The following is an 11,708-nucleotide window of genomic DNA, read 5'->3' as shown; positions in this document are numbered from 1 at the left end:
CGTGGGGTCCGGAGTCGGGTCCGATCCGGGCGTGACCGGCGGGTAGGCGTTCTGGACCAGCTCGATGAACTGCTCCTCGAACCACTTGCCCGAGACCGGGGCGTTCGGGAGCGCGCCGGTCAGCTTGTTGTCGAGCTTGGGAGAGACGAAGGTCGGGTCGCACATCCGGTCGAAGCTCTTGCCCTCGTCGTTCGGGATCTCGCTGGAGGAGCCGTCCGACTCACCCGGCGGCTTCACCCACACCAGGGCGTCCAGGTTCGAGCCGGGGAACCCGGCAGGGCTCACCGTCGGACGCTCGCCGAGGCCTGCGCCGGCCGGGTTGCACCACGCGCCGCGGTGCACCCTGCGGTCGATGCGGGACTGGTCGACGAAGGTGTCGAGGCTGGAGCTCGTCGACGGGCCCGTGGGTCGGGCGGCGCCGCCCCACCCGTTGCGGCTGGTGTCGACCAGCATCCCGATCCGTGACGGGAAGCCCGCGGCGACCAGCCGCCGGTGCAGGTTCGCCGTCCAGGCGGCCTCGTCGAAGTCAGGGTTCCACTCGTAGAAGCTCGCCGACCGCACCGGCATGCCGTTGATCTGGCGGTTCGGGTCCGTCAGGTAGGGCTCCTTGAGGGGGGTGGTGTTGGCCGTGTTGGTCACGAACCCGTCCACCGACGCGAACCCTGCCTCGGTGCTGCGCGCCACCTCGGCGAACAGCTGGGCGGCGGGTCCGGCGTTGTCGTCCCAGCCCAACCAGCCTGCGTGGGCCGCATCGATGTACGTGTACACGTTGGGGATCGGGTAGAACGCGTCGAGCGCGTACGCCACACCCTCCCGGTAGTACGGTGCGGACTCCTGGCACTTCTGGTCACTCATGTTGGTGATCAGGTTGGGCAGGGAGTCCGGCTCGATGACCGCCGCGACCCGGATGTCCTGGTACTGCGGCTCGGCGAGCATCTCCGCGATGGGGTTGATGTACTCGTTCTTGTAATGGTCCATGCCCTCCGGCGTGGCGGCCAGCTCCCCGTTGGACGCCAGTGCGAAGCAGTCACGTCCCGGCAGGTTGTAGACCACGAGCGTCAGGACGATCGGGGTGTTGCCGACCTTCTGCTCCAGCGCGGCGTCGAGGTGCCAGCGCAGACCCGGGCCGTCGACGTTGCCGTAGATGGCACCGGTCCGGTCCATCCACACACCGGTCGGGGTGTCGGCCACCGCACGCATCTGGGCGCCGAGCGTCCCCCCGGCGCGTTCTGCCGCTGCGTTGACGTTCGCCGACCAGTTCGCGTTGACGTACTGGGTGGCGCCCGCGTAGGGGTTGTCGACGTGCTCCGGCGCCGCCTGGGCCGTGGTGGTCGCCACAGCCATCGTGGCGGCCACCATCGCGCCCGCTGTGAGCACGCTCGCGACCGCTCTGGGTCGCCTCTTGGTTCTGGACACGCATGCCTCCGAGGTGATCGCGCGTCTGGCCAGGTGGTCCCGGTCAACGGTGACGCGGGTCGCCTGGTCCACGGCGACCGGGCCGAGCGTCCCGCCGCCGCTCCCGGCCGTCATCGTCCCGAATCATTTAGGTCGTGGCCGTTATCAATTCGTTACAGTCCTGCGTCTTCGCAGGTGAAAAGGGGCATATAGGCACACGACGGGCCCGATCGAGGTGGAATCCCCGATCAGGCCCGTCGTCATTGGCGCCCGCGCCCGCGCCGACGCGGCGGAGCGGTGGTCAGCGGGCGGCGCAGGTGACCGGCCCGCTGGGGGCCGGGCCCGCTCCGATGAAGCCGAACGACGCTCCCTGACCGGCGCTCAGCCCACCGTTCCACGCCGCGTTCACCACCGTGACCTCACCTGCGGACCCTGTCGCGCTGCCGCCCCACAGGTTCTGGATCGTGGTGCCCGCGGGCAACGTGAAGGACGTCGACCACCCCTCGATGGCGGCGGTCCCTGCGGTGACCCTGACCTCGGCCTGGAAGCCACCGCTCCACGAGCCGATCACCGCGAGCTCAGCGGTGCAGCCTTCCGCCGGCGTCGGAGTCGGCGTCGGGGCGGGGGTGGTGGGAGTCGGGGTCGGCGTCGTGGGGGTCGGGGTGGGGGTCGGAGTGGTCCCCGCGAACACCGCGGCGCGCTGCGCCGTCCGGGCGATGCCGTCGGGCCCGTGGAACAGCCGCTCGCCCCAGGGGGTCAGCGACGAGGCGTCGAAGTCATGGGTCAGGTCCAGGTACTCCACCCCACCGCTGTTGCCGCTCCAGGACCAGCCGAGCCAGCCGATCCCACGCGCCTGCGCCTCGGCGAGGATGGTGTCCTCGTCGACCTCGCCGTCGGAGTGGGTGTTGCCGAACTCGCCGACGATCAGGGGCAGCCCGGCCCGCTCGAAGGCGTCGAAGTAGCTCCGCACCGTCGAGCCCTGGGCGTAGACCCCGTACATGTGGATGGAGAACAGCACGTTCGCGTCCGGGTCGGCGTCGAAGATCCGCTGGGCGTTGTCGCGCATGATGTGCTGCCAGTCCTGGCCCCAGTTGGGCGCGTCCACCACGATCGTGTGGGCGAACCCCGCCCGGCGCAGGGTCTGGATCGCGCTGATCGTGTCGGTGACGTAGCGCTGGTTGGCGGTGGCGTCGTTGCCGAACGGCTCGTTGCCGATGTTCAGCAGGACGTAGTCCTCCTGACCGTCCAGGGCGGGCTTGACCGAGATCCAGTACTCCACGGCCTGGGCGAGGCTGGCCGCTGCGCCCTCCTCGCCGTAGCCGGTGGTGTCATGCACCTCCAGGACCGAGACGAGCCGGGCTTGCTTGGCCAGCTCGATCACCTCGCGCACGTCGTCGACGTCGTTGCGGGTCCACCGGTGCCCGCTGGAGAGCACGGTGCGCACCGCGTTCGCGCCCAGGGACGAGATGCCCGCGAAGGACTCGGTCCGATCGGTGTACCAGGTGTGCGCGTGGTTCACGCCGCGCATCACGAAGGGTGAGCCGTCGGACTCCACGAGGCGCCCGTCGTCGATCCGGAAGCCGGGCGGCTCGGCCGCAGCAGCCGGCGATGCCGCCACGGGCAGAGCCAGCGCAACGGCTGCCAGGCCGGCGAGCCAGTGCTTGGTGCGCATGAGGGTCTCCCATCCGAGAGCGGGGCTGCGTCGGTGCAGCCCCTGACCCCGGCATACCTACCAGCGCCGGGACGGCTCGGATCACCTCGCTAAACGATTCAGCACAGGACTTTGTCATGTTGCCGAACGAAGCTCGCCGTCAGCGGGCCGACGGCGGTCCGGTGCTGCCGCGCAGTGCCACGCCCCCCGGGGCGACCAGCCGGTTCACGTCGGCCTCGCCGTCGAGCACCGCGAGCGCGGCCTCGCCCGTGACCAGCCCGAGATCGGGAGCGGACATCGGCATCGCGGTGATGGCAGGCGTGGCGAGCCGGCACAGCTCGGAGTCGCCCACCGCCACGATCGAGAGGTCCCACGGCACCTCGACACCGGACCGACGGGCGACGTCGAGGCCGGCCACGGCCATGCGGTCGCTGTCGTACACCACGGCGGTGATGCCCAACGGGTCCTGCAGCAGCGCGCGCGTCGCGGCCGCGGACTCCTCGGCGGAGGCGCTCGTGGCGTGGTGCACCAACCGCCCGCCGTGACCCTCGACGGTGCGTCGCAACGCCTCGACGCGCACCCCGGTCCGGTGCAGGCCTGCCGGTGCCGTCACGGCTGCCACATGACGGTGCCCGAGCTCGAGCAGGTAGGTGGCGACCCGCGCACCGGCGGCCTCCTCGTCGAAGCTCACGCAGGCCAGCCCCTCGGCCACCCCCCAGGGGCCGACGACCACGGCAGGTGCGTGCATGCGGCGCAGGACCTCGATCCGGGGGTCCTGGGTCAGGAGGTCGGGGACGATCATCAGGTCGAACCGGCGCTCGGCCCACCACTCCCGGTAGCGGACGGCCGCGGCCTCGGCCGACTCGATGATCTGCATGGACAACGACAGCCCGCGGGGGGACACGGTGTCCTGCACGGCGGTGAGGAAGTCCAGGAAGCCGGTGCTGCGCGCGACCGCCGACGGCTCCCCGCTCACGGCGATCCCGACGGTGTGGGGCCCGGAGCGGATCGACCGGGCCGCTGCGCTCGGGCGCCAGCCGAACTCGTCGGCGATCCGCAGCACCCGGTCCCGGGTGGCCACGGAGACCCCCGGTCGGTTGTTGAGCGCGTACGAGACCACCGCGATCGAGACGCCTGCGGCTCGAGCGATGTCCGTGATAGTCGGTCGTGAGGGAGTTGACCCAGAGTCATTTGCTGGTGTGACCACGATCACCTAGCCTGCCCGTAGATGTGCGCGACCGCACCATCTTGGTGCAAACTCGCACCAGAGCGGGACCAGGAGGGGCATGGACAGTCAACGGCGCAGTCCAGCTGCGCTGGGTTCACAGCGAACGATCGGCGTCATCTCGCCCATGGTCGGCGGGTTCTACTTCGGCGGCGTGATCGCCGGGGTCACCCGAGCGGCTGGAAGCGCAGGTCACCGCGTCGTCGCTGTTCAGACCCACCCCACGCGGCTGCCGAGGGAGCGGCACCGCGGCGAGCCCCTGCCCGGCGTCCCGTGCTCCCTGTCCGCCGTCGACGGGCTGGTGGTCATCACCCAGGCACTCCCCCACCACCGCATCGCCCAGCTCCGCCAGCTCGACATCCCGGTCGTCGTGGCGGGCGAGACGTCCACGGAATGGAACGGCTCGGTCGTCCTGTCGGACAACCACGGCGGCGCACGCGCTGCCGTGGAGCACCTCATGGGTCACGGCCACGTCCGCATCGGGTTCGTCGGCGACCTGAGCCAGCAGGACATCCGCGAGCGCTACGAGGGCTACCGCGCCGCGATGGCGGACAACGGCATCCAGCCCGACCCGGGGTGGCTCCTGGAGGTCACGGGAACGCACGGCCAGTCCGGTGCCGACGCAGCCGCGCGGTTCGTCGCCGGGGGCATGCCGACCACGGCCACGATCGCCGCGACCGACCAGAACGCGATCGGGTTCATCCGGGCGTTGCGGGCCGCGGACTTCGCCCTCCCCCGCGACCACGCCGTGATCGGGTTCGACCACACCGACGGCGGCGCCAGGATGATCCCCCGGCTCTCGTCGGTCAACCCGCGCCACGACCAGGTCGGGGAGATCGCCGTCGAAGAGGTTCTCGCGATGTTCCGCGGCGACCGACCTGAGGGTGACGTGATCCGCGTCCCCACGACGCTGGTCACCCGCGAGTCGTGCGGGTGCAGCTCGACCTCGACCCTCGGTGGGGTCGACGCTGCGGTGGCCGAGGTCACCACGCCCGGTCGGGCACGGCTCTACGAGCTCGCCCAGACCGCGTTCACCGGCGCGATGGGCGCCCTGAACACCCGGTTCACCGAGGACGAGACCCGGAACGGGTGGGTCCGCGCGGTGCTCGAGCCGTTGGACACCGCGGCCGAACGCGCCAGCGGGCCCTCACCGGTGGCCCTGCACCGCCTGAACGACCTCACCGCCGCGCTCCGCCCGCACCCCGAGGCCCTCGAGCAGTGCCTGGCAGCAGTGCGCGAGATCGAGCACGAGCTGGGTTCCACCGTGGCTCAGGACCTTCGACGGCGAGCGGTCCTGCACCGGGTCACCACGGACGTCGTCCTGGCCCTGAGCAAGGGCTGCACCCGGCCCGCGATGGCGCGGATCGGGCACCTGGAACGCACCATCGCCGACCAGTACGAGGTCGACATGGACCTCATGTCCGCCAAGGGCGAGAGCCCCCGGCGTCTGACCTGGCTCCCCCGAGCGGTCCGCTCCCCCGCCTGCCTGGGCCTCTGGACCGGCCCCGAGAGCGCGTGCAAGGAGCGTGAGCTCGAGATCGTCGGGGTCCGCGGCAGGTCCGGGACCCTCGCCAGGCTCCTCGGCCAGACGATCACCGGAGGTGAGTTCCCGCCTGCGGCCCTGACCCGGTCGGAGTCACCGGACGGCGCGAGTCTCACGTTCGTGATCCCGGTGACCTCCGGGCGCAGCGACTGGGGCCTGCTGGCCATCAACGGCCGGGTCGACGCCCACACCAGCTACTCTCGTGAGAAGTACCAGCACTGGGCGGGGCTCCTGGCCGTGGCGCTGGACCAGGAGCAGCTCGTGGCCGACCTCCGGCAACGGGAGCTGGACCTGCGTCGCACCGCATCCTGGGAGAACGCCCTCGCCGACGAGATCCGGATGCAGGCTGAGCGGCACGCGCTCTGGATGCAGGCCCTGGACCATGGCATGTGGGACTGGGACGTCTCGGCCGGGACGGTGTACTACACACCCCAGTGGAAGCAGTCGCTCGGCTACGCCGAGGACGAGATCGGCTCCTCGCCCTCCGAGTGGCTCGATCGCGTCCACCCGGAGGACCGCAGCAGCATCTCAGCCCTGGTCGCCTCCCAGCTGGGAGGGTCACCCACACCCCTGCGGGTCGAGCACCGCGTGCGTACGGCGTCCGGCGGGTACCGGTGGATGCTCTGCCAGGCGATCACGGTGCTGGACGACGCCGGGTGCCCGGCCCGGTTGATCGGGGCCCTGGTGGACGTCACCGACCAGAAGCAACGGGAGCTCGCGCTGTCCTCCCGGTCGCTGCGTGACGAGGACACCGGTGTGCCCAACCGCACCCTCTTCCTGGATCGCCTCGGTTCGGCCGTGGAGCGGGCCGCGACGTCGGAGCGCTACGACGCCGCCCTGGTGCTCCTGAGCCTGGAGCGCGGTCCCGACCGGCCGCTGACCCCGGCCGACACCCCGGCGAGGCGCCTACGGGAGGCGATCGACTCCCTGCAGGGCGCAGCCGAGGAGGGTGACGAGATCGGGCGCCTGGGCGAGAACGTGCTCGCCGTGCTGCTGCACGGGACCGGTCGACGCGGCGATCCCGCCCGTGTGGGCGCGGTCGTCGAGGTGGCCCGATCTCTCCCTGGCCTGACTGCGGCGGTGGGCGCGGTCGAGAGCCTGCAGCCGTACGAGGACGCCGGCGACGCCCTGCGCGCGGCCGAGGTCGTCCTCCAGCGCGACCAGGCCGATCTGGAGCGTCGCCGTGAGCCCCGGCCGTCCCCGTCCATGCCGCTCGGCCCGGCCGGGGTCCGCCGCACCGGCACCTGAGGCACACGCCAGGGCCCCTGCTCGACGACCGTGGTCGCCGTGCAGGGGCCCTGGTGGTCCCCGGTCACCCGGGGGTCACCGGCGGTGCGGTCAGCTCGCCGAGCAGCTCACCGCGCCCGAGGGCGCGGGGCCCGAGCCGACGAAGCCGTAGGAGGTGGTCTGGCCTGCTCCGACCGACCCGTTCCAGGCCGCGTTCGTGACCGTGATGTTCGAACCGGAGCCGGACTGCGAGCCACTCCACAGGTTCTGGATCGAGGAGCCGGAGGGCAGCGACAGCGCCGTCGACCAGCCGTTGATCGCGGACGATCCCGCGGTCACCCGCACCTCGGCCTGGAACCCGCCTTCCCACGTGCTGATCACCGCGAGCTCAGCGGTGCACGCGCCACCGGTCGGCGGCGTCGTGGGCGTGGGCGACGTCGGGGTGGGAGCAGGCGTCGTGGGTGTGGGCGCAGGCGTGGTGGGCGTGGGCGTCGGGGTCGGGCTGTCTCCGGCCGCACGGGCCAGCACGTCGTGAACCGCCGCGTACGCCGGCTTGGCGTTGTAGTTGTCGTCCCACATCAGGGCCGCGCCCTGACCGGAGAAGTGGTCCGGGACCCACGAGTGACGGTCCGAGATGCCCCAGACGGTCACACCCTGGCACCGGTCGACCGCGAGGCAGATCTCGAACACGCGGGCGTAGTCGTCGGCCTGCTGCTGCAGCTTCTGCTGGGTGGCCGGCATGTCCATGCGGATGTCGAGCTCGGTCACGCGGACGTCCAGACCCAGGTCGGCGAAGCGCTGCAGGTTCTCCTGCATGCTCGAGGGGACCTGGCCCAGGATCAGGTGCGTCTGGAACCCGACGCAGTCGATCGGCACGCCGCGGGCCTGGAAGTCACGGACCAGGTCGTAGATCGCGGTGCTCTTGGCGTTGATCGCATCGGTCGAGTAGTCGTTGATGCAGAGCTGGGCGTTCGGGTCGGCCCGACGCGCGGCGTGGAACGCGAGCTCGATCCACTCGTCGCCGATCTCCCGCTGCAGCTCGGACTGGCGGCGCGTGCCGTCGCCCTCGAACGCCTCGTTGACGACGTCCCAGCTGTGCATGGTGCCGGCGTACCGGGCGGCGACGGTCTCGGTGTGCTCGATCATCGCGTCGCGCAGGGCGGTGCCGCGCAGGTTGCGCGCCCAGCCCGGCATCTGCGAGTGCCACGCGAGGGTGTGGCCGTAGAGCTTCTTGCCCTGGGAGGTCGCGTAGTCGGCGACCTGGTCGGCCTGCCCCCACGAGTACTGACCCTGGTTCGGCTGGGTCGACTCCCACTTCATCGCGTTCTCGGCGACCACGAGGTTGAACTCGTTGTCGGCGATCTGGCGGAACGCGGAGTCGTTCAGGTGGTTCGGGTTGAGCGCGAAACCGATGTCGAAGCCGATCGCGTCCGCGTGGGCCTTCAGGGTGTCGTTCGCCGCGGCCGGCATGGCCATCGCGGTTCCGGCGACCAGCGCGGTCGCCAGGGCACCCACTGCGAGCCGGTGCCGACGCCCCGACGACGTCTTTGTGGCCGGTGATCTCATGGTCAGGGTTCCTTCGGTAGTCGTGCAGTGCTCATGACTCGTACCTGACGCCCGGCAGGGGCCACCGGACGATGGCAGCCCTGCCGACCGTCCGAACAGTTTCGTCATCGGCTGTGACCCGAACCACATGCTGAATCGTTTAGGCAGCGAGAGCCGAAAACTTTCGGCACACACCCGGGCCGGTTGCACCGGGCCCGGGCACGTGAAGTTGCGGACCACGGGGCCAGCAACTTTCGGGGAGGGGTGCTCAGGCCCGCTCGGGGTCGGTCGTCATCCACGGGTCCCACTGAGCCAGCCGGGACAGCACCGTGTGGGTCGAGGTGTAACGCATCTCTGCGGCCTCGGCCGCTGTCACCCCGACGAGCTGACGGAAGGTCACGCTCCCGTTGGGGGTGTCGATCACGCCCAGACGCGGGTCACGGGTCACGGCGTACACCGTCAGGCCGGTCCGGGGTGCGTCCTTGACGTGGGGGAACCCGGTGACCGGCTCGTTGAGGTCCACCCGGTCGCCCTCGACCAGGCCCTGCCCCGTGGCCCGCACGTGCTTGGCCATCTGGTTGATCATCGTGAACGGCCAGTCGGGCGGGTAGTCCAGGCCCAGGTGGGGCACCCGCATCGACAGCTCGAAGCCCCACCCGGAGAACCGGGGATCGGCGTCCGGCGCGGGTGTGAACAACTCGCTCAGGCCGTAGGAGACGTAGTGCCAGTGCTCCCCGGTGTCGTAGGCCGCGCACCCCTGCAGGTTGGTCGAGAACGCCGCAGGCGGGCTGTAGGAGACGTGCCGCGGTACGGCGTTGTCGTAGACGAGCGCGAGGATCGCGTCGAGCGCGTCCCATCCCGGTGCGATGGGGTCCTCCCACCCGTCCAGACGCTCAGCTTGGCCCATGAGTCGCAGGCTAGGTTCGGCGGACCGCCCCACCGCAGTTGTCCACAGCCCTCCCGGACGTCTGCTCGAAGAAGATCCGGATTCGGGCTCAAGGTCGGTCCCTGAGATGCCGATCACAGTCGCACTGCAGGAGTTCCAGGCCGGAGGAGTGCGACGTGATGACGACGACCCGCCCAGGCACCGCCCGCCACGACCACGTCGTCATGCGCGACCTGCTGACCGTCTGGGTCTGCGACTTCTGCGGGAACGAGGCCCACGGCGCGCACGGCGCCGGCCGCTCCATGCCGCTGTGCTCGGTGTGCGCAGAGCCGATGACGCTGCTGGCCGAGTACGACCGGCACTGAGCAGCACTGATCGGCACTGACCGGCACTGACCGGCACTGACGTCCGCCGGCGACGGTCCGGCTGCTGCGCCCCCACGGCCACCCTCCTGTGCACTTCGTCCCGGGTGCCCGTTTTGCCCCTAGCATTCGACGTGCGGCTCCCGACGGTGGGTGCCGTTCCCGACGTGGGTGGAGGAGGCGGCAGTGACGTCAGCGGCCAGGACCCTGAAGCTCGACGGGCCCTCGCGCCTGACGTACCTGCGAGCCCACCTGACCAGGCAGATCAGCCGCCTGGCGACCGAGTTCGGCCTGGAGGGCGACGACGGTGTGCCCTCGTTCAGCGCCGACGGCGAGAGCGCCCCGGCGGTCAGGGTCGACGCGTCCGGGCGCATGCACTACGTGGCCCGCGAGCGCGGGCGCACGATCTTCGACCGCACCACCCACGACCCGCAGGAGCTGTTGTACTGGTGCGCCAAGGGCATGGCGTACCACGCCGCGTGGTCTGTCCCGGTGGCCCCGGAGAGCGCCCAGGACCGCCGCGCGCTGATCTTCGCGACGCAGGCGCGTCTGCTGCACCGGCTCAACCCACAGTGGGCGATCCGGTGGCGCAGCGAGATGCTGGCCAAGGACTGGATGGCCCACGACCTCGCCGCCCTGCTCCCGGACCTGCCGCCGCCCGACGGTGGCCGCTGACGCCCGGCGGCCGGCCGCCAGGTCCCCGGTGGCCGGCCGCCGGTGCTCAGTCCCCGTGGACGCGCAGCGGCAGGGCCGCGATCACCGGGTGGTCCTTGTCGATGGGGCCGGTCTGGGCCGCACCCCCGGGTGACCCGATGCCGTCGAAGAACTCGACGTTGGCCTTGTAGTACTCGCTCCACTGCTCGGGGACGTCGTCCTCGTAGTAGATCGCCTCGACCGGGCACACCGGCTCGCACGCACCGCAGTCCACGCACTCGTCGGGGTGGATGTAGAGCGACCTCTTCCCCTCGTAGATGCAGTCGACGGGGCACTCCTCGATGCAGGCCTTGTCCTTGAGGTCCACGCACGGCTCGCTGATCACGTACGTCATGGCTGCTCCTTCGGTTCGGTGGTCGGGTGCGCCGCGCGCCAGGCGGGTGACTGGCGGACGACGTCACCCACGACGGTCACGGCGGGGGGCCGGACACCCACCTGGGCGGCGCGTCCGGCGATGGTCTCCAGGGTCCCTACGGTCGTGCGCTGCCCGGGCCCGTACCCGTCCTCCACGATCGCCACCGGGGTGGTCGCGGGGCGTCCGGCGTCGCGCAGCAGGGCGCACGTGCGGTCCAGGCTCTTGACGCTCATGAGCAGGACCACGGTGTGGTCGGTGGCGGCGGGGACTGCCGGGACGTCCTCGTGACCGGTGATCACGGTGAAGCCCCGGGACACCTGCCGGTGGGTGACGGGGATCCCGGCGGCGGCGGGCACGGAGATGGCGCTGGTGACCCCGGGCACGACCTCCACCGGGATGCCTGCCCGCCGGCACACGTCGGCCTCCTCGGAGCCGCGCCCGAACACGTACGGGTCCCCGCCCTTGAGCCGGACGACCCGGCGCCCGGCGAGCGCGTGCTCGACGAGTGCGTCGTTGATGTGGTCCTGGGTCACGGCGCGGCTGCCGGGCACCTTCCCGACGTCCAGGACGAGGACGTCGGGGTCCAGGTCCTTCAGCACGGACTGGGGTGCGAGCCGGTCGATGACCACGACGTCGGCCTCGGCGAGCAGGCGCCGCGCGCGGACGGTCAGCAGGTCCTCGTCACCGGGTCCACCTCCCACCAGTGCCACGGACCCCACGTCCGTCCCGCGGCGTCGCCGCAGGGGCAGGCTGCCGGTGCGCAGCAGCGAGCCGATCGCGTCGCGCAGCGCGGTGGCCCGCCGGG

The 11,708-nt window shown here is 71.3% G+C and carries 10 protein-coding genes; 3 read left to right on the top strand and 7 right to left on the bottom strand.

The annotated features are described in order from the left end of the window. The 3 genes from N869_RS08985 to N869_RS08975 all read right to left on the bottom strand — a co-directional run. The coding region (locus N869_RS08985) for a glycoside hydrolase family 6 protein (protein WP_232229673.1) at positions 1-1,377 on the bottom strand (1,377 nt) is incomplete at its 3' end. A gap of 319 nt (positions 1,378-1,696) precedes the next feature. Next, the gene (locus N869_RS08980; RefSeq protein ID WP_035060477.1) at positions 1,697-3,067 is read right to left on the bottom strand and encodes a cellulase family glycosylhydrolase; all 1,371 of its coding nucleotides are present in this window, start codon (positions 3,065-3,067) and stop codon (positions 1,697-1,699) included. A 139-nt stretch (positions 3,068-3,206) separates the two neighbouring features. Beyond that, on the bottom strand, positions 3,207-4,253 hold the full coding sequence (locus N869_RS08975; protein ID WP_052105290.1) for a LacI family DNA-binding transcriptional regulator: 1,047 nt from the start codon (positions 4,251-4,253) through the stop codon (positions 3,207-3,209). 145 nt (positions 4,254-4,398) lie between these two features. On the opposite strand from N869_RS08975, the gene N869_RS08970 reads away from it, so the two are divergent. Continuing rightward, positions 4,399-7,062 carry a substrate-binding domain-containing protein gene (locus N869_RS08970; RefSeq protein WP_232229671.1) on the top strand — a complete coding sequence of 888 codons (2,664 nt, stop codon included), beginning with the start codon at positions 4,399-4,401 and terminating at the stop codon, positions 7,060-7,062. 90 nt (positions 7,063-7,152) lie between these two features. Here the strand turns inward: N869_RS08970 and N869_RS08965 are convergent, their stop codons facing one another. Next, positions 7,153-8,607, bottom strand: coding sequence for an endo-1,4-beta-xylanase (locus N869_RS08965; RefSeq protein WP_035060473.1), 1,455 nt, complete (start codon positions 8,605-8,607; stop codon positions 7,153-7,155). A 247-nt stretch (positions 8,608-8,854) separates the two neighbouring features. Continuing rightward, the gene (locus N869_RS08960; protein ID WP_035060468.1) at positions 8,855-9,493 is read right to left on the bottom strand and encodes a suppressor of fused domain protein; all 639 of its coding nucleotides are present in this window, start codon (positions 9,491-9,493) and stop codon (positions 8,855-8,857) included. A 155-nt stretch (positions 9,494-9,648) separates the two neighbouring features. Between N869_RS08960 and N869_RS08955 the strand changes: the two genes are divergently transcribed. Together N869_RS08955 and N869_RS16540 are read left to right on the top strand one after the other, a co-directional pair. Next, the gene (locus N869_RS08955) at positions 9,649-9,837 is read left to right on the top strand and encodes a hypothetical protein (protein WP_035060465.1); all 189 of its coding nucleotides are present in this window, start codon (positions 9,649-9,651) and stop codon (positions 9,835-9,837) included. 183 nt (positions 9,838-10,020) lie between these two features. Beyond that, positions 10,021-10,509, top strand: a complete 489-nt coding sequence (locus tag N869_RS16540; RefSeq protein WP_156968459.1) for an Imm63 family immunity protein — start codon at positions 10,021-10,023, stop codon at positions 10,507-10,509. A 46-nt stretch (positions 10,510-10,555) separates the two neighbouring features. Here the strand turns inward: N869_RS16540 and fdxA are convergent, their stop codons facing one another. Together fdxA and cobA are read right to left on the bottom strand one after the other, a co-directional pair. Then, positions 10,556-10,882, bottom strand: coding sequence for a ferredoxin (gene fdxA, locus N869_RS08945; protein ID WP_035060462.1), 327 nt, complete (start codon positions 10,880-10,882; stop codon positions 10,556-10,558). Further along, a partial coding sequence (cobA, locus tag N869_RS08940; protein ID WP_035060459.1) for a uroporphyrinogen-III C-methyltransferase occupies positions 10,879-11,708 on the bottom strand: 830 nt, incomplete at its 5' end. The genes cobA and fdxA, both read right to left, overlap by 4 nt.

This window comes from Cellulomonas bogoriensis 69B4 = DSM 16987, from assembly GCF_000767165.1.
Classification (GTDB): Bacteria; Actinomycetota; Actinomycetes; order Actinomycetales; family Cellulomonadaceae; genus Actinotalea; species Actinotalea bogoriensis.
The sequence above is the reverse complement of the archived record's forward strand: the minus strand, read 5'-3'. Positions and strand labels throughout refer to the sequence as shown.